The following is a 19,078-nucleotide window of genomic DNA, read 5'->3' as shown; positions in this document are numbered from 1 at the left end:
TCTTGGGCGGGTCAATCGCTGCCATCGGAAGATGGCGGCAAAGGAATCGATGATGGCGCAAGAAAATCCCGAGGTTGTCCCCCATAGGCATTCGCTGACGACGCGTGCCCTGCGGCTGGCCACATTGCGCATCGGCCTGGTGTCGCTGGGCGCGGGGGCGATTTCCTACTATGTCAATTCCACCTCGATCGAGAAGGATGTGACCGGGCAATTGCTGCTGTCCACCGAGCAAACCCTGCAACGCGAATCCTTGCCGTTTCGTGAAATCAAGGATCTGCAGCGCAACTTTCTCGAGGAGTTCAAGCAGACCCTGGCCTTTCCCGGCATGCGAGCCAAGTTGATGGAAGACTTCGAGCGGATTTTCCATCGCCACGACGATGGTTCTTATACGCAGCGTCCCGGTTTGTTCGAAGGAGAACCCTTGGCCGATGGACGGCGCTTCGCCAGGATGTCGGCCACCTACGCGCCCGACATCCCGCCCAACGACGATACTCGTGCGCGTTTTGCCTTGTCGTATCTGCTGTCCTACAAATACGGCTCAAGTAGCCACGGCCGGCTATTCAACTTCTATGGTGTGGTACCTGAGAAAGGTTTCCCCATCTATCAGGACGCCGACATCGCTAAGGTATTCACCTACTCGGGTCCGGAAGCCCTGGAACTTGAAACCTATGAGTTCTATGTGCGCGGCTTCGGCACCCCCGGCAACGACACGCTGTTCACGCGGATGTATTGGGACTTCTCCAACAACGCCTGGATGACCACCGTCGCCACGCCTGATGTGGCCGATGCATCTGGCAGGCACCAGATCCTGGCCAGCGTCGATGTGCTACTGGATGAATTGATGACGCGCACCGCCAAACCCGCGATGCAGGGCGCTTACAGCAGCTTGTTCATCGCCGATGATGAGGGCACGCTGATTTACCATCCCGACGCCATGGAACAGATCAAAAGCACTGCGGGCAAGGCGTCCATCCGCTCGCTCGACATGACTCGGAGCTTGCCATTGCTCGATGTCGTATCCACGCTGATGCCGGGTCATGCACAGATCGTCCAGACCCGTGACGATATCGTCGCGATGGGCCGCATTCCCGATACACCCTGGGTGCTCGCGGTCCACTATCCTAGAGCGCTGATGACCCCGGCTGTTGTCGGTAACCTGATGATCGTGGTGGCGCTTGGGTTGCTGACGTTGCTGGTGGAAATCCTCATTCTGCGTTCCATTCTGCAGAAACAGGTGGCCGTTCCGCTGTTCCGGTTGATCGCGGCAATACGACAGTTCGGGGCAGGCAGGGAGCGCCTGTGTCTGGAGCAATTGCCAACCCAGTCCGTCGACGAGGTGGGTGAATTGGCCCGGGCCTTTGGCCGCATGGCCGAGCGGGTTCAGGGCGCCCATGATCATCTTGAGCTCGAAGTGCGGGACCGTACGCGTGAAGCTCGGCATCTGGCGGCCATCGCCGAAGAGCGCGAGCGTGCCGAGAAATTGCTGTTGGAAAGCGAGCAGCGTTACCGGGACATTTTCGACCACTCCCTGGACCCTCTGTTCTTGCTCGAGGTGACCGACGAGGGGCTGCGTTTCATCGAAGTCAACCCGGCCCTTGAGTCGGCCGCAGGCGTGGGGCGGACTGAACTGATCGGCAAGACGATCGAGCAAACCCTGGCGCCGCAAGCACTCGCTACCGCCATGGCAAAATACCAACGCTGCGTGGACAGCGATGCGCCGCTCGACGAAGAGGAGGAGCTCGAGTTGCCTGCCGGCCTGCGCACGTTCCACACCACACTGATACCGGTACGTGACGCGTTTGGACGCGTGCAGAGAGTCGTGGGTATCGCTCGCGACATCACTGAGCGTAAACACGTGGAGCGTGTACTTCACAGCTATCGTGAAAGCACACGGGAAGAAGAGCGCAAACGGATAGCTCGGGAAATTCATGACGAATTGGGACAGCAACTCACGGCGTTACGCATGGGAGTCTCCCTGTTGCGCCTGCAATTCGGCAGTGGCCAGCCACTGCTGATGGAGCGGGTGCAGGTGCTCATGGGACGGATCGACGCAATCATTCAGGTGGTGCGTAACGTCGCCACCAGCCTGCGTCCGGCCGCGCTGGACATGGGGTTGATCCCGGCGCTCGAATGGCTGGTCTCGGAGTTTTCCCACAATGCCGGCATCGCGTGTTCGCTGCGGGCATCTACCGATCGATTGGAACTCGACGATGAGCGGGCCACCGCCATTTTCCGCCTGATCCAGGAGTCGTTGACCAACGTCGCCCGTCATGCTCAGGCGAGTCGTGTGGAGATACATCTGCAGCGCAATGCCGACCACGTCTTCATCGAAGTGCGTGACGACGGCAAGGGCTTCGATCCCAAGCGACTGTCCAAGCGCAGCCTCGGTATGCTTGGCATGCGCGAGCGAGGAAGCATGCTCGGCGGAACGGTCAGCGTGGACAGCGCCCCGGGGCAGGGGGTGCGGGTGCAGGTCGCGATTCCCTTGCGAACGGACCTGGAACTTCTCTGATTGGAGTAGTCCTTGCCCTATCGAAATATCAGCCGTTCCCGATGTTGGCGGGTTCAGTCGCCCCCTATGCTGGTGGAATGTATTGAGAACGCCTCGGGGCGAGTAGGAAATAGTCGTGATCAAGCTGAATGTCGGCGCCAAGTTGGGTTTCGGTTTCGCTTTTATTCTGATGCTGGCAACAACGCTTACTTGGTTGAGCACGTCTCAGGTTGCCTATATCAAAGACACCCTTTCGCAGATCAACGACGTCAACAACATCTAAGGCGCGCTATGCGATCAATTTCCGGGGCAGCGTGCACGACAGGGCGATCGTTCTGCGCGATATCCTGTTGATCGCCAACAAGGCCGAGCTGCCCGCGGAGCTGGAAAAAATCAAAGTCCTGGCGCAGAACTATGCCAGCTCGGCCGAAAAGCTCGACCAGATGTTTGCAAATCGCTCCGATATCACCTCCGACGAGCGCAGTGCGTTGACCCGGATCAAGGCCGTCGAGGCGAGAACCTTGCCGTTGATTGCCCAGGTGATCACGCTTCGAATGAATGACCGTGCGCCAGAAGCCCTTGACCTGTTGATGGCTCAAGCCCGTCCCGCATTCGTGGAATGGTTGTCTCTGATCAACCAGATGATCGACCTTGAGGAAGGCATGAGCAAGCAGGCCGCCAGCCAGGCGTATGCGGTGGCGAGTGACTTCAGTGTGCTGATGTGGGGGCTGACCCTGGTTCTTTTCGTGTTGGGCGGCGGCGTGGCTTGGGTGTTGGCCCGCAGCTTCTTACAGCCGCTGACGCGCGCTTGCCCTGGCCGAATCGGTCGCGGTGGGCAATTTGACGTCGACCCAGATTACCCATGGGACGGACGAGCCGGCGCGTCTGCTCAAGGCCTTGGAAAGCATGCAACAAAGCTTGCGCAAGACGATCCGCAGTATTTACGCCTCCGCCGATGAGCTGACGCATGCCTCCGAAGACATGAAGGTCCTGTCCGAGCAGAGCTCGACGGGCTCGCACCGACAGAACCAGGAACTCGAGCAGGCCGCCAGCGCCGTCACCCAAATGACTTCGGCGGTGGAAGAAGTGGCCCGCAATGCGCTACTGGCTTCTCAGGCGTCGGGCACCGCCAGCAATTCTTCGAGGCAGGGGCGGGACATGGTCGTAGCGACTGTTGGCGCGATTCAGCAAATGACCGAGGAAGTACAAAAGACTTCCACGCAGATCGGTGAGCTGGCGCGCAAAAGCCAGGACATCGGAAAAGTCCTGGAAGTGATTCGCTCGATTGCCGAGCAAACCAATCTGCTGGCGCTTAATGCGGCCATCGAGGCGGCTCGCGCAGGTGACGCCGGGCGCGGTTTTGCAGTGGTTGCCGACGAGGTGCGAGGCTTGGCTCATCGCACCCAACAATCGACACTGGAAATCGAAGAGATGGTGGCTGGGATCCGAACCGATATTCAGGACGCCGTATTGCTGATGAATGGATGCACGCATAAAGCCGACCGCAGTCTGGACGTCGCGCGCGCGGCCGGTGAGGCGTTGGATGAAATCACTCAGGCCGTGGAACTGATATCCGAGGGTAATCGCGTCATTGCCGGCGCGATGCAGCAGCAGGCGGCGGTCGCTCGAGAAGTGGACAGCAACTTGCTGAATATTCGCGATTTTTCGGTCCAGGCGCAGGACGTGGCGGTGAAGACCTTCACCACGACTCGGCAGCTCAACCAACTCGCCGGCAATTTGCGCGAAATGATGAAGAGCTTCGTTATCTAGCGTGGTGTGGTGGTAGGGCAATTCCTACGGTTCCTCGAGGTTCCCCTAGATCAATATAGGCTTGGCCCGATGGTGCTGTCGGTGCAAGCAAGGCAGTCTGCCATCATTCGCGCAGTGATTCATTTACGGGTGGACAATCGCGCGGTTAAAGCATCCGTTTGCTTGGTTTCCGAGGCAAGTACCGTTGATGTCGGCTTGCTCTGAAGTATGCGAAAGCCAAACGAAGTAATTGAGCTTCCAGTCCCAGAGACCTCCATCCAGATCATGTCGCCGTACCTTACTTCTAAGCTTCTGACCCGGCACGCTTTGCAGAGCCTCTGCTTGTCGGGCATGTGGCTGTTGGCGCGGGTGGCGTCGGCCCAGGATTTGACCGTTATTCCCTTCGAGCAACTGCTCGAGACCAAAGTCGTGGGCGCGGCCCAATTCTCGCAGCAGCTTACCGACGCGCCCTCGGCCGTCTCGGTGGTCACGGCCGAAGAAATACATCGCTTCGGCTACAGGACGCTGGGCGAGATCCTGAATAACATGCGCGGCCTCAGCATTGGCTTCGACGGGGCTTACTATTTTCTGGGCGGGCGTGGCTACGGTGCGCCTGGTGAATACGCGGGACGGGTCATGTTGCGCATCGATGGCCAGCCGGTTGCCGACAATATTTTCAACCAGATCTACCTCGGCGAGGATGGGCTACTCGACACCGAGCTGATCGACCGGGTTGAGTACGCACCAGGCCCAGGCTCGGCGCTGTACGGCAACGGTGCCTTCCTCGGTGTGATCAACGTCGTGACGCTCAGGGGGCGTGATCTGGACGGCGGCCAGGTCGCCATGACCGCCGGCTCGAACCAGGATCGCAAGGTCCGAGCCAGTTGGGGTACGCGCCTGGACAGCGGCGGGGAGTGGCTGGTCTCGACCTCGGCGTCCCAAGCCGAACTTCCTGATACGCCGCTCGCCAACGAGGCCCTGCACGATGACCAGGACGGGCAGCGGTTGTTCATCAAGGGTTCTCAGAATGCCTGGAGCATCGAGGGCGCATTCGTCGAACGCAAGCAGCAGGAACTGACGATTCCCCTTGATGCCCATTGGGATTTTTCCGACCGCAATGACTTCTTGAAGCTTGGCCACGATGCCGACTTCGGCAGTTTTCGCTCATCCGTGCGGCTCTCACACGGCCGTTATCTTTACCGCAGCGCCTATCGTGAGCCCATCGATGATGGACGCCATTATATCGAGGACGTTCGCGCGGACGGCCGGTGGTGGGATCTGGAGGGCACGGTCAGTAGCGTGACCCTGTCCGGGCATCGACTGGTGCTGGGCAGTGAATATCGCAACGACTACCGGCAAAACCAGCAATTAGATCGATATTTTCCTCGCCGCGACGAACACGAAACGTATCGCAGTGAGGTGTCGACTCAAACGTTCAGCCTTTACGCCCAGGATGAAATTGCCCTGCGCCATGACTTGAGCCTGAATCTGGGCATACGCATGGACCAGCGCAGTGGCAAGGATTCGGTGGCGCGCAGCAACCCTCGGGTGGCCTTGCTCTATACCGGCCTGACGAACACCAGTCTGTCGTTGTCCCACGGCAGCGCGACCCGCTTCGCGAGTCGGTACGAAGCGACCTCCAATGATCTTCCCGGCGTCCAGTCGGAGCGCGTCACCACCACCGAATTTGTGGCCGATCATCGCCGTGGCGACTTCCGTTTGTTGGGCACCCTCTATCGTTATCGCATTACCGATCCCATCGGTCGTTTCTCGGAGCCTTCGCTGGAGCGGATCGACACCCAAGGTGCCGAACTCGAAGCTCAGTGGCAATGGCGTGAGGTTCAACTGAGGGGCAGTCACACGTTGCAGCGCTCGGAGGACAACCTTGGCCGTGATCGGGTGAATTCACCCCGGCACTTGAGCAAGCTGCAGGTGTCAGTGCCTCTGGCGGAGGAGCGCTTGCGAGCCAGTCTTGCTGCCCGATACGTGGGGCGCAGGCTGGTCGCGCCGGGTGTAAGTGCTAGCGGTTATACGATCACCGACCTGACGTTCACCAGTCGGGATGTCGTGCCTGGGGTGAGTGTCACCGCCGCGGTACGCAATCTCTTCGACCGACGCTACCTCGATGCGTCTTTCTTCGACATCGAGAGCAGCGCCGATTTGCCTGAGCGTGGCGAGCGTAGCCTGTGGTTGAGCGTGGGGTATGCATTCCCATGAAAATCGCCGTCCGCCATGTGCTGGTCCTGGTTGTCCTGTACCTGTCCACCCAGGGGGTGATGGCCGACTCGGTAGTGGAGGAACGTGCCATGAAAGCGGCCTATCTATACAATTTTGCCCTGTTCGCCGAATGGCCATCGTTGCCTGACGTCAATTTTCGATTGTGTGTGCTCGGCATCACGCAATTGGACGATGAACTTGCCCATTTGCAAGGCAAGCGTGTGCAGAACGGCCTGCCCATCGATGTACGCCGGGTTCTGTCTGGTGATTCGCTTATGGGCTGTCAGGTCCTTTATATCGATGAACAGAACCGTCGTGCCCTTGGCTCTCTGCTCGGGCAACTGGCCGCGACGCCGGTGTTGACCATCACCGATGCCACCGGATTCGCCGATCAGGGCGTCATGATCGAGATGCGACGCCAGGGCCAGCGCATTGTGTTCGACGTCAATCTGTTTGCGGCGCGGCAGGCCCATCTGGGCTTCAGCTCTCGGCTGCTCAAGCTCGCCAGCTTCGTTGCGGACAGATCCTGAGCCATGTCCCGTTTACGTTTCGAGGATCTCCCTTTGCGCGATAAGGTCACTCACACGGGGTTCAAGTTGACCGCGGCCGCCATGACGGTGCTGCTGGTGATGTTGCTGGTCTACCAACTGGTCGTTCAGCGCCGCTCCCTGGTGGAGGACATCACGGCTCACGCCATGGTGGTGGGCAGAAACGGCTCGGCGGCGATGATGTTCGCAAACGCCGACGAGGCGTACGAAACGCTGGCCTCTCTCCAGCATGTTCCGGATATCAATTGGGCTGCATTCGTGCTCAACGATGGGCGTCAGTTGGCGATCTATCGGCGCGATCCGGCCGGGGAGGTTGTGAATTACTATGGGGTTGAAGAAATCGGCTTGTATTCCCTTTTGGTGCGTCGGCCGGTAGTGCTCCATGGTCAAGTCATCGGCAATGTCGCGGTGAATGCGAGCTTTACCTCGCTCTATCGGGGGCTGGCGGTGCAGGCTCTGTTCGGTGGGCTGGCGGCCGCGGTGGCGTTGTTTCTGTCTTTCATCCTTTCCCGACGAATGGCGTCCAGCATCGTGCGGCCGTTGCAGAATCTGGTAAAACTGACCGAACGGGTGCGCACTTATCAGGATTTCAGTCTGCGAGCGACGGTATATGGCAGCGATGAAACCGGCCGACTCGCCCGCAGTTTCAATGACATGATGGATCAGCTCGAAAGTCATGACGCACGCATCAGTGCCGAGTTGCAACAGCGCAGACTGGCCCAGCAGCAACTGAACGAGCTGGCCTATCAAGATCCGGTGACGGGGCTGTACAACCGCCATTATTTCAAGGAAAAGCTCGAGACCGCCGTCGCGGAGGTGACGCGCTACGCTACGTCCTGTGCGGTGCTGTTCATCGATCTCGATGACTTCAAGATCGTCAACGATACGCTGGGTCATGAGACCGGCGACAGCCTGTTGATTCTGGTTGCCGAGCGCCTGCGGGAAACGTTGCGCAGCACCGATGTGGTGTGTCGGATCGGTGGCGACGAGTTCGCCGTCATCCTGGAAAATGGGGTCAGTGCCGACCAGGCCGGGCAGGTCGCGTCCAATATCGTTGCCGCGTTGTCCAGCCCGTTCTACGTCGATGGTCGCCGGATCGGCGTCGGCGCCAGCCTGGGTATCAGTCTGTGCCCCGATCATGCCACGGACACCGCCAGTCTTTTGCGCAAGGCGGATATCGCCATGTATCAAGCCAAGGGCAGCGGTAAGAACAACTATCATTTATATGATCACGACTCGGAAAATGCCTGAGTCTGTCGATTGGTCGATCGAATACCGGGCGTTCATCACTTTGGCGTTTAGTCTTATGACACAAAGGCGAACGATCCACCATACTCGGGGCAAGTCCTGATGAGCTTGCGCCGTCACCGACCGAAAATCGATCGTTCTTTGTCCATAAGCAACTTTAGAGCGAAGTGCCGATGAAGCTCTCTATGGAAACGGATATTTCTCCCCCACGGAGGGTGCAAGCCCAACTCTTCGATGCCATCTTCGACCTGGTTTCAGCGGCGCTGGTGCTATTGGATGGCCAGGGCCGGGTATTGAAAGCCAACGGCGTTTTTGCCGAGCTGTTGGGCTATGCGCCGGCGCAATTGCTCGCCGTCGAATTCCAGGCGTTGCTCCAGGACCCGGGCGGCCAGTTCCCGCGCGCCGTGGATGGTCGAATCTTGCCGGCTCACTTCGCCAGCGGACCGGTTGAACTGCGCTATCGGCGCCAGGACGGCAGCGTGCTGCTGGGGCGCACGAAGTCGAGTGCAGTCGACGAATGGCTCCTTTGTGAGATTGACCCATGTGTGGCGGCTCGAAGCCTGGGCAGATGCCTGGAGCAGGACCAATGGCTGCAGCGGATCGTGGAAACGGCGCCGGGCATCATCGGCACTTTTCGACTGGGGTGCGATGGCAAGGTATCCATGCCTTGGGCATCGTCGGGTTACGAAGAATATTACGGGGTAACCACGGACGAGCTCAAACGCGACGTCAATATCCTGTTTGAACGTATTCATACCGAGGATCTCGCTCGCGTCCAGGCGACGATCGCTGCATCGGCACGCATGTTGAGTCTCTGGCAGTGCGAATACCGGGTTCGCCATCCGATAAAGGGTGAGATCTGGCTCGAGGGGCGTTCTACACCAACGCTGGAGGCGGATGGCTCGATTATCTGGTTCGGTTTCCTGCACGATATCAGTGAGCGAAAACGCATCGAGCAGGCGTTGATGGAGAGCGAAGAACGTTTTCGCTTGGCCTTCGAGTCTGTTGCCATCGGAATGGCCTTGCTGGGGCTCGACGGGCGCTGGTTGCGCGTCAATCGCTATCTCTGCCAATTGCTCGGTCGCGAGGAAGACTACCTGCTCCAAACCAGCAGCCAGGCGTTGGCTCATCCGGATGATTTTTCCGAGGAGCAGGACTGGGGTCGGCTCCTCGCCAGAGAGGGTGTTTCCTACCTGCGAATGGACAAGCGATATCGGCACCGCAACGGCGAGTATGTGAGGGTGCAACTGACCGTCAGTGCGATACGTAGCGGCGACGCCACGCCCTCGTATTTCGTCGTCCAGATCGAAGACCTCAGCCGTCTTCTCAAAGCAGAAGAGCACCTGTCCTTGCTGGACCTTGCCCTCAGCCATGTACACGAGGCCGCCTACCTGATCGACCGGCAGGCCCGGTTTCGCTATGTCAACGACGAAGCTTGTCGAAGCCTGGGATACAGCCGCACGGAACTGCTCGGCATGACGGTCGCCGAAATAGATCCGGATTGGACGAATGAGCAGATATTGGAAGATTGGAGCTACGCTGCGCGGGGCACCCCTGAAATCATTGAAAGTCGTCATCGGGCCAGGGATGGGCGCATTTTTCCTGTCGAACTGAGCGTCACCTATCTTGAGCTGGACGGCCAGAGCTACAGCTTGGAACTGGCCCGTGACATCACCGAGCGCAGGCGCCTGCACTCGGCGCGGCAGGAAAGCGAGAAGCGCTATCGGGAAGTCTTCGACAACAGCTCCGACTGCCTCTATCTGCTGGAAATCACCGAAGATCGGCAGTTTCGCTACATAGAGGTCAATGCAGCCTTTGAACGTGTGTCGGGGCTCGACCGCCGACAATTGATCGGTCGCTGCCTGGGGGAGGTCGTGCCGCAGTCGGGGCAAAAGGTCATGGAAGGTTTGATGAACTGCCTGGCCCGTGGCGAAATCATCGAGTGGAGCATCGAAATCGATCTTCCGGCCGGGTCGGTGTCCCTCCATTCGACGTTCATTCCCGTGCGCGACGAGCAGGGACATATCTATCGCATCGTCGGGATCAGTCGCGATATCGGCGAACGCAAGCGCATGGAGACCCGCCTGCTGACCAGCGAGCAGCAATTCCGTGCGCTGGCGGAGAACTCGTTGAACCTGATCATCCGATACGACCTCGATTGTCGGCGCACTTACGTCAATCCTGCTTTCGAGCGGTATACGGGGATACCGGCTGCCCGAGCCCTGAAGATGCCGGTCGAGGATGGCTGGACCGCCAACATGGCGGTGACGGACTACCTGGCGCTGCTGCGTCAGGTGATACGTACCGGCGAGCCGCTGGAAACCGTCCTGGAATGGCCGAACGCTGCAAGCGGAGAAATGGTTGTGCACGCTTTCCAGATTAACGCCGAACGAGGCGCGGACGGATCGGTGACCAGTGTCCTGGCCAAGGGGTACGACATCACTGCACTCAAGCGTCACGAACGTCTGGAGGAAGCGCGGCTGGGCATTTTCGAACGGTTGGTGCGGGGCGCTCCGCTGGCTGAGGTCTTATCGCGGGTGACGGCTTATATCGAGCAGGCCCGGCCGGAGTTCCTCGCCTGTATCAGGTTGGTGAGCGCGGATGCACGCTACTTGCGCCTCATTACCGCGCCAAGCGTGCCGGGCGATTATCTACAGGCGGTAGGAGATATTGACATCTCGGAGGAGGGCGACACAGCCGGCTGGCGCAGCACTACGATTATCGTCGAAGACCTGAGTGTGTATCGTGGCAGCGCGGCCATCAAAGAGTCAGCTGTCAAGGCCGGATTGGGGGCCTGTTGGTCGGAGCCGATCAAAGGCTCTTCCGGAAAGGTCTTGGGTCTGTTCAGCATCTTTTTACGCCGCCCGGGCCGACCAACCGACAGCGACCTCAAACTGATTTATCAGGCCAGCCATCTAGCTGCCATCGCCATCGAGCGCAACTACGCCGAGACGCTGCTGCGCGAAAGCGAAAAGCGCTACCGGGACATTTTCGATAACACCCCCGACGTCATTGCCCGGTTCGATTCGAAGTGCCGCTTCATGTATGTCAACCCGGCGATGGAAGGCATGCTCGATCTGTCGCAGGAGGCTCTGCTCGGCAGAACATTCAGACAGGTATCTCCCCGTTCGGGTCTGGCCCGATCCTTTCAGAGCAGGGTCGAGCAGGTCCTGCGCAGCGGTCAAGCCGGCGAAGCGGAGCTGACGCTGGATATGCCGGCAGGACAGGACTCAGAGCCGGTCTGTTATCAAGTCCGTCTGGTGCCGGAGCACGATCAGAGCGGAGCACTTGTCGGTATTCTCACCGTCGGTCGTAACGTCAGTGCCTGGCGCGCGGCGTAACGACGGCTCAAGGAATCCCACGCGCAATTGCGTCTGCTGTCCAGTCGTCGCGAAACCACGCGCGAGGAAGAGCGCAAGCACATCGCTCGGGAGATCCATGACGAGTTGGGGCAGCAGTTGTCAGCGTTACGAATGGGCATCTCGTTGCTGCGCCTGCAATTCGGCAATGATCAGCCGCTGTTGTTGGAGCGTGTTCAGGCGTTGATGCTGCGGGTTGATGACATACTTCAGGTCGTGCGCGACGTTGCCACCAGCCTGCGCCCCTCGGCGCTCAACATGGGCCTGACCTCCGCTCTGGAATGGCTGGTGTCCGAGTTCATCCACACTACCGGTATCGACTGTCGGCTCAGGGCGCCCTCGACTCGACTGGTGCTCGATGACGAGCGTGCTACTGCGATCTTCCGGGTGATCCAGGAGTCGCTGACCAATGTCGGTCGCCATTCCCACGCCAGCCGAGTGAATATTCACCTGGAACACGATGCCGAGCACTTGCAGATCGTGGTGTGTGACGACGGCCGGGGCTTCGATCCCCAGCAATTGCCAAAGGGCACGTTGGGCTTGCTCGGCATGCGCGAGCGCGGGCACATGGTCGGTGGAACGGTAATCATAGACAGTGCACCTGGACAGGGGACCCGTGTCCGAGTGTACATTCCCTTTCAGCCGGGCCCGGAACTCCTATGATACGACTGATGATTACCGACGATCATGCCATCATGCGTGAAGGCTTGAAGCAGCTGTTTGCCCTGGCACCCGATGTGCGGGTTGTCGCCGAAGCGGAAAACGGTGCGATGCTGCTCGAGCAACTACGAGTGACTGAAATCGACCTGCTGTTGCTCGACATGAGCATGCCGGGCATCTGCGGGGACGATCTGGTGGCACGCATTCGCTTTCACTATCCGAAGTTGCCGATCCTTGTGCTGAGCATGCACAACGAAGTCCAGATTGCCCAGCGTGCGTTCAGGTCGGGGGCTTCGGGCTATCTGACCAAGGACCGTGACCCCGAAACCCTCCTCGCGGCGATTCGCCGGGTGGCGGCCGGAGGGCGGTACATCGATGCCGGGCTGGCCGAGCAAATGGCGTTTGCGGCCAGCGGGTTAGGCCCGCTTAGCCAGCACGATGGGCTTACCGATCGGGAACTGCAGGTCATGCGCCAACTTGCCCAGGGGTTGAGCGTCTCGCGGATCGCGGCGGAACTGGCGATCAGTCATAAGACCGTCAGCACCCACAAGGCGCGGCTGATGGAAAAGATGGGGTTCACCAGCACGGCCGATATCGTCCGCTATGCCATCAAGCATGGGGTGCTCTGAGTCATCAGAGTGTTGCCTCTGTCTCATTCGGAAAACCACCGCTGAAAGCCTTCCGGGCATCCATTGCCCACCTGATCGGGACGCTCGATGCCGGGCGCCTCGGGCATCCCTATTACGCCTTCCTTACCGCCATCCCAGGAACGTGGAGTGAAGTAGGGCGAGTCCTACTGAATTCGCCGAGTCGCCTACGGTAAAACCAGCTTGGTCTGATGGTTGGGTCATACCCTGGTTCTGCATGATGGGTGGGTGGCATTTTGCTGCCAGATTTTTTGACGCAAGACTGTCGGCGTTCGCCTCTGCTATCAGTTCCGGTCGTCGGATGGAGAGTCCACATTGAGCGTAACAATCAACACCCAGGTTCCCGACTCGTCGGGGGCGCCAGTCGCATTTCTTGCACTGGCGATCCTGGGAGCCACCGCTGTACTGGCGGGCGGGGTAGTGGATATGCAGGCCGTAGGGCTTGCCGTTCTACTTTTGGTGCTGGGCGTGGCTGCGGCCTGTTATTACCACTCGCGTAACCGTGCGCTACGTGTCGCTGTCGATTCAATCGATTATGAGTCACAAGTGCTGCAAGCCCCTGTGCCGACATGTCGCTGTGGCCTGGAACCGGTATGCCAGGGGGTGCTGCCGATATGGGCGGGCCAGATCGAAATTGCCCGCAGCCACACCGAAGAGGCTATCACCACGTTGGCGGCGCGTTTTGCCGAGATATCCATGCGTGTCGAGCGGGTTGTTTCGGGCGCGCAGGATGGAGCAGCGGCGGAAGGGGGGCTGGTCGAGCTGTTCGGTACCAGTCAACGGGAGCTCGATGCGATCATCGCTTCGCTGCGCGCCGCATTGACCACCAAGGAAACGCTCTTGCATCAAGTGATGGCACTCTCCAGCCTCACCGAGCAATTGCAAGCAATGGCCCAGGATGTCGGCAATATCGCCAGGCAGACCAACCTGGTCGCGCTCAATGCCGCCATCGAGGCTGCCCGTGCCGGTGAGGTTGGTCGGGGTTTTGCCGTGGTGGCGGATGAAATTCGTAAACTCTCGAGTCTGTCCGGTGAAACCGGCAAGCGTATCGGCGACACGGTAAACACGGTGAGTGCGGCCATCGCCAGTACCCTGGAAATCTCTCGTCAATATGCCGAGCAGGACGAAGCCACCGTAAACCGATCCGGCCAAGTCATCGAGCAAGTCATTGACAGTTTTCGCAGCGCCACCACCACGATTTTCAACTCCTCCCATGAGTTGCGCAGGGAAAGCCAGTTCGTCGGCCAGGAAATAGCCCAGGTACTGGTCGGCCTGCAGTTCCAGGATCGCGTCAACCAGGTGCTGAGTCTGGTCCGTAACGACTTGGAAAAGCTCCACGAGAACCTGGCCCAGGGGCAGCGGGACAGCGCCGCAGGCCAGCTTCCAACACCGATTGACGCCCAGGCCTGGCTGGAACAATTGGCTCGTACTTACACCATGCCCGAGCTGCATGACGTGCACCGGGGCAATGCCAACAGTACGTCGGGCAACGAATCCGAAATCACCTTTTTCTAGGAGCCCTCAATGGCCAAGACCATCATGATCGTCGACGACTCGGCGTCCCTGCGCCAGGTTGTCAGCATCGCCTTGAAAGGCGCCGGTTACGAGACCGTTGAAGCCTGCGATGGCAAAGACGCCCTGAGCAAACTCGACGGTCGCAAGCTGCACCTGATCATCAGTGACGTGAACATGCCGAACATGGATGGCCTTTCCTTCGTCCGGGCGGCCAAGCAGTTACCGGCCTACAAATTTACCCCGGTGATCATGCTCACCACCGAGGTGAGCGATGCCAGGAAGCAGGAAGGCCAGGCGGCCGGGGCCAGGGCGTGGGTGGTCAAACCCTTCCAGCCGGCACAGATGCTCACGGCGGTGTCCAAACTCGTTCTGCCCTGATATTTCGCAATCCTATCCATGTCGCACGCAATAGGCCGGCATCGGTTGAAGAGAATCCAAACCATGTATCCCAACGCTCATCAGCGCCTCTGCATCGAGGGCGAGCTGAACATCTACACCGCGGCTGAATGGAAAACACGTCTTGACGATCTGATCGCCCAGGATGAAGACCTCGAACTGGACTTGGGCGGGGTACAGGAACTGGATACCGCCGGGTTGCAACTGCTGATCATGGCGAAGAAGGAGACGAACCTGCGCAACCGGCAACTGCGATTGGCCAATCACAGCCCAGCGGTGTTGGAGGTGTTCGCGCTGTGCGATCTAGCCGTCCTGTTCGGCGACCCTGTTCCGTTGCAATCCAACCGGTGGTGAAAAGGCAATGCTCATGAACCTGGACGACGCACAGCAGACCTTCATCGTCGAAAGCCTGGAACTTCTGCAAGATATGGAAGAAGCCTTGTTGCGGATCGAGTCGGCAGCGGACGACCCCGACACGATCAACGCGATCTTTCGCGCCGCCCATACCATCAAAGGCTCGGCAGGTCTGTTTGGTCTGGATGACATCGTTTCCTTCACCCACGTCGCAGAGAGTGTGCTGGACCGTGTGCGTGACCGGCAGTTGCAATTCAACGCGCAGTTGACCGCGCTGTTCTTGCAGGCCTGCGATCACGTCGGTGTATTGGTGAGGCTGGTGGCGGACGGCAACGAGTCCGCGCCGCAGACCGTTCGTGACAACGGCGCCAACCTGCTCAGCGTGCTGCGTGGATTTCTGGGCGACGAATCTGAATCGACGCCAGGTCTCGGCACCCAGCCGGGCGGTACGTCGACGGTCGAGCATGAACCCGGCATCGAAAGCGGCGGTGAATCCAGGACTGCCGACCATTGGCACATTTCCTTGCGTTTTGGTCTTGACCTGCTGCGCAACGGCATGGACCCCCTGGCGTTCATCCGTTACCTGGCCACGTTGGGACGAATCTGCAACATTGTCACCCTCGGCGATCATCTGCCCTGCGCGGCGCAAATGGATCCGGAGAGTTGCTACCTGGGCTTCGAGATCGGCTTTCACGGCGATGTCGATCAAGCCACCCTTGAGAATGTCTTCGAGTTCATTCGCGACGACAGTCAGGTGCATATTCTGTCGCCGCACTGCAAGACCGATGAATACCGTCAGATGGTTCGGGAACTGCCGGAGGAGCGCCAGCGCCTGGCTGAAATTATTTTCATCCGTTGTTGCGAGCTCACTGCCGCTACGGGCGCAGGGCCACTCGAACAGCCGCCACTGCCGCCTGCGGCGTTGGTGATTGATCCGGCGCCGGTCGAGCATCCGATTCCCGCTGCGATACCCGACGATCCTGTATCGAACTCACCACAGGTCCAAGACAGCCGCAGAAGCGAGAACAGTCTGATCCGCGTCGATGCCGGCAAGCTCGATCAATTGATCAATCTGATCGGCGAACTGATCATCGCCGGCGCGGGCGCCAATCTCGCTGCCAGGAACACCGGTGCCAGTGAGCTGATGGAAGCCACGGCGGTCCTGGCGCGTCTGGTGGAAGAAGTGCGCGATTCAGCACTGACCCTGCGCATGGTGCAGATCGGCTCCACCTTCAATCGTTTCCAACGGGTGGTCCGCGATGTGTCCAGGGAGATGGGCAAGGATATTCGCCTGGAGATCAGCGGTGGCGAGACCGAGCTGGACAAGACCCTGGTGGAGCGCATCGGTGATCCGCTGACCCATCTGGTGCGCAATGCCATGGACCATGGCATCGAACCCGCCGAGGTGCGCCTGGCCCACGGCAAGCCGGCCCACGGCACGTTGCGCCTCAACGCCTATCACGATGCCGGGAGCATCGTCATTGAGGTCGCCGACGACGGCGGTGGCTTGCACAAGGAAAAGATCCTGCGCAAGGCCATCGAGCGCGGGCTGGTCGGCGAAGGACAACATCTGGCGGAAAACGACATCTTCAACCTGATCTTCGAGCCGGGTTTTTCCACCGCCGAGCAGATCAGCAACCTCTCCGGGCGCGGCGTCGGCATGGACGTGGTCAAGCGCAACATCACCGCGTTGCGCGGCAGCCTGGAGCTGGACAGCATCGAAGGGCAGGGCACCCAGCTGCGCATTCGCCTGCCGCTGACCCTGGCGATCATCGACGGTTTCATGGTCGGTGTCGGCAACGCCAGCTATGTGATCCCACAGGACATGGTGGTGGAGTGCATCGAGCTGCCGGCCAATGACGGGCTCGACTATCTCAACCTGCGCGGCGAAGTACTGCCCTTCATCCGCCTGCGCGAGCTGTTCGATGTCGAAGGCAAGCCCCCGCGCAGGGAAAACGTGGTGGTGGTGCAATTCGCCGGGCAGCGTGCCGGCTTTGTGGTGGATCGACTATTGGGCGAGTTCCAGACGGTGATCAAGCCGCTGGGCAAGCTCTTTGGCCAGTTGGGTGGCTTGGGTGGTTTCACCATCCTGGGCAATGGCGAGGTGGCGCTGATCCTGGATGTTGCTGGGTTGATCAAGCGAATCGCGGGAACGAAGCAACGAACACTGGCCTCGCAGAGATGATCGCGATCCATTCTGCATGCCCAGATTCATCTCAACTATAAAGCAGAGAAATATGATGGTGAGCGTTTTTTCCAACATGCGAGTCGCCACCAAGCTTGGTTCCGGCTACGCCGTCATGCTTGCGATGATGCTGGCGTTGGCCCTTACCGGCATGAGTGGTCTGTTCAACGTCCATCTGATCGTGGACGACATCACCGATAACGCTTACCCGAAGGTCCAGGTCAGCAACGACATCAACAATGGGGTGAGCGATACGAGCGCTACGTTGCGCGATTTGATTCTCAAATCTGACGAGCAGCAACTCAAACAGCTTCGCGACCGCTACCAGGCGATCCGCCAGGCCCAGGAAAATAAACTGGATATCCTGGAGAAACTGCTGGACAACGTGCAGGAGCGGGACCTGTTCAAAAGTATCCAGAATGCTCGAGGGACCTATGTCCGGTTCGTGGACCAGCTCGTCGAGCTGGCATCGGTGAGCCTGGACGACCAGGCGATCGACCTGCTTTATGGTGACCTGGCTCAGGCGAAAACCCTGTACACCAAGTTGCTCAACGACATGATCGAGTTGCAGGAAGCATCCTTTTCCGACAACGACAAACTGGAACAAGCCGAATACGATCAGACCCGCCTGTTGTCCTTCTCGCTGCTGGGTGCCGCGCTGCTCATTGGTATTCTCCTGGCTATTTGGATTACCCGTAGCCTGACTCGTCAACTGGGCGGTGAACCTCAACTGGCTGCTGAGATTGCCCAGCGTATCGCCGGCGGCGATCTCAACGTGACGATCCCCCTGCGCCGTAACGATTCCGGCAGCATGCTCGCCGCCATGAAAGGCATGGTCGAGAAACTTTCGCAGATCATCGGTGAAGTACGTGGCGCCGCGAATGCGTTAAGTAGTGCGTCCGAGCAAGTCTCCGCCACCGCCCAATCGATGAGCCATGCCTCCAGCGAGCAAGCCGCCAGCGTCGAGGAGACGTCGGCCTCGGTCGAGCAGAACACCGAGAACGCACGGATGACCGACGGCATGGCCGGCAACGCCTCTCGGCAGGCCCGCGAAGGGGGCGAGGCGGTCAAGGACACGGTCATTGCGATGAAGAGCATCGCCGAGAAAATCGGCATCATCGATGACATTGCTTACCAGACCAATCTGCTCGCGCTCAACGCTGCCATCGAAGCGGCCCGCGCCGGCGAGCACGGCAAGGGTTTTGCCGTGGTCGCCGCCGAGGTGCGCAAGTTGGCCGAGCGCAGCCAGGTCGCCGCCCAGGAAATCGGCGAGGTCGCCAAGGGCTCCGTCGCCCTGGCCGAGCGCGCCGGCAGCCTGCTCGGTGAGATCGTGCCGGGCATCGCCAAGACCAGTGACCTGGTGCAGGAAATCTCCGCCGCGTCCCAAGAGCAGTCCTCGGGCGTCAGCCAGATCAATACGGCGATGAATCAGCTCAATCAGATCACCCAACAAAATGCCTCTGCCTCAGAGGAGTTGGCCGCCACCGCCGAAGAAATGAGCGGTCAGGCCGAGCAATTGCAGCAGCTCATGGGGTTCTTCAGCCTTGAGGAAAAAAGGGGCGAGGAGCGAGCCGTCCTGTCTTTCACTCGTTCGGCCAAACCGCGCAAGGATGTGTTCCCACTGGCGCTCCACGGGCGGCCTGGTCGTCATGGCCAGGCTGTGCCGGCCGGTTTCATACGTTTCGAGGAATGATGGCATGGGCCATTCG

General features: G+C 59.6%; 15 protein-coding genes. All 15 read left to right on the top strand.

Going from position 1 to position 19,078, the window contains the following annotated elements; translation table 11 throughout:
* The first annotated feature begins 52 nt into the window (after nt 1-52).
* The 15 genes from FBX99_RS06925 (at nt 53) to FBX99_RS06865 (ending at nt 19,062) form a co-directional block, all read left to right on the top strand.
* Nucleotides 53-2,512, top strand: coding sequence for a PAS domain-containing protein (locus FBX99_RS06925; RefSeq protein ID WP_144925878.1), 2,460 nt, complete (start codon nt 53-55; stop codon nt 2,510-2,512).
* 115 nt (nt 2,513-2,627) lie between these two features.
* The gene (locus FBX99_RS29135; protein ID WP_256662494.1) at nt 2,628-2,774 is read left to right on the top strand and encodes a hypothetical protein; all 147 of its coding nucleotides are present in this window, start codon (nt 2,628-2,630) and stop codon (nt 2,772-2,774) included.
* Nucleotides 2,775-2,841: 67 nt separating this feature from the next.
* Nucleotides 2,842-3,450, top strand: coding sequence for a hypothetical protein (locus tag FBX99_RS29130; RefSeq protein WP_256662493.1), 609 nt, complete (start codon nt 2,842-2,844; stop codon nt 3,448-3,450).
* On the top strand, nt 3,398-4,261 hold the full coding sequence (locus FBX99_RS29125) for a methyl-accepting chemotaxis protein (RefSeq protein WP_256662492.1): 864 nt from the start codon (nt 3,398-3,400) through the stop codon (nt 4,259-4,261). Before FBX99_RS29130 ends, FBX99_RS29125 begins: the two co-directional genes overlap by 53 nt.
* A gap of 330 nt (nt 4,262-4,591) precedes the next feature.
* Entirely contained in the window at nt 4,592-6,457 is a 1,866-nt protein-coding gene (locus tag FBX99_RS06915; RefSeq protein WP_256662500.1) for a TonB-dependent siderophore receptor, read from the top strand.
* Nucleotides 6,454-6,987, top strand: coding sequence for a YfiR family protein (locus FBX99_RS06910; RefSeq protein ID WP_144925885.1), 534 nt, complete (start codon nt 6,454-6,456; stop codon nt 6,985-6,987). Before FBX99_RS06915 ends, FBX99_RS06910 begins: the two co-directional genes overlap by 4 nt.
* A gap of 3 nt (nt 6,988-6,990) precedes the next feature.
* Nucleotides 6,991-8,256, top strand: coding sequence for a sensor domain-containing diguanylate cyclase (locus FBX99_RS06905; protein WP_145131071.1), 1,266 nt, complete (start codon nt 6,991-6,993; stop codon nt 8,254-8,256).
* Between the two features lie 182 nt (nt 8,257-8,438).
* Nucleotides 8,439-11,594 (top strand): PAS domain S-box protein, encoded by a 3,156-nt coding sequence (locus FBX99_RS06900; RefSeq protein ID WP_178114269.1) that lies wholly within the window; start codon nt 8,439-8,441, stop codon nt 11,592-11,594.
* Nucleotides 11,595-11,621: 27 nt separating this feature from the next.
* On the top strand, nt 11,622-12,275 hold the full coding sequence (locus FBX99_RS06895; protein WP_145131067.1) for a sensor histidine kinase: 654 nt from the start codon (nt 11,622-11,624) through the stop codon (nt 12,273-12,275).
* Nucleotides 12,272-12,901: a response regulator transcription factor gene (locus FBX99_RS06890; RefSeq protein ID WP_144925894.1), complete on the top strand. Its 630-nt coding sequence runs from the start codon at nt 12,272-12,274 to the stop codon at nt 12,899-12,901. Before FBX99_RS06895 ends, FBX99_RS06890 begins: the two co-directional genes overlap by 4 nt.
* Before the next feature lie 444 nt (nt 12,902-13,345).
* Nucleotides 13,346-14,434, top strand: a complete 1,089-nt coding sequence (locus FBX99_RS06885) for a methyl-accepting chemotaxis protein (protein ID WP_372241310.1) — start codon at nt 13,346-13,348, stop codon at nt 14,432-14,434.
* 9 nt (nt 14,435-14,443) lie between these two features.
* Nucleotides 14,444-14,812 (top strand): response regulator, encoded by a 369-nt coding sequence (locus FBX99_RS06880; protein WP_144925900.1) that lies wholly within the window; start codon nt 14,444-14,446, stop codon nt 14,810-14,812.
* Nucleotides 14,813-14,875: 63 nt separating this feature from the next.
* The gene (locus FBX99_RS06875; RefSeq protein WP_144925903.1) at nt 14,876-15,184 is read left to right on the top strand and encodes a lipid asymmetry maintenance protein MlaB; all 309 of its coding nucleotides are present in this window, start codon (nt 14,876-14,878) and stop codon (nt 15,182-15,184) included.
* A gap of 13 nt (nt 15,185-15,197) precedes the next feature.
* The gene (locus FBX99_RS06870; protein WP_144925906.1) at nt 15,198-17,369 is read left to right on the top strand and encodes a chemotaxis protein CheA; all 2,172 of its coding nucleotides are present in this window, start codon (nt 15,198-15,200) and stop codon (nt 17,367-17,369) included.
* Nucleotides 17,370-17,421: 52 nt separating this feature from the next.
* On the top strand, nt 17,422-19,062 hold the full coding sequence (locus FBX99_RS06865; RefSeq protein ID WP_256662491.1) for a methyl-accepting chemotaxis protein: 1,641 nt from the start codon (nt 17,422-17,424) through the stop codon (nt 19,060-19,062).
* The last annotated feature ends 16 nt before the right edge of the window (nt 19,063-19,078 follow it).

The organism is Pseudomonas sp. SJZ074 (assembly GCF_007828215.1).
Taxonomy (GTDB): domain Bacteria; phylum Pseudomonadota; class Gammaproteobacteria; order Pseudomonadales; family Pseudomonadaceae; genus Aquipseudomonas.
Note: the sequence above shows the minus strand (reverse complement) of the source record. Positions and strands in the feature narration are given on the sequence as shown.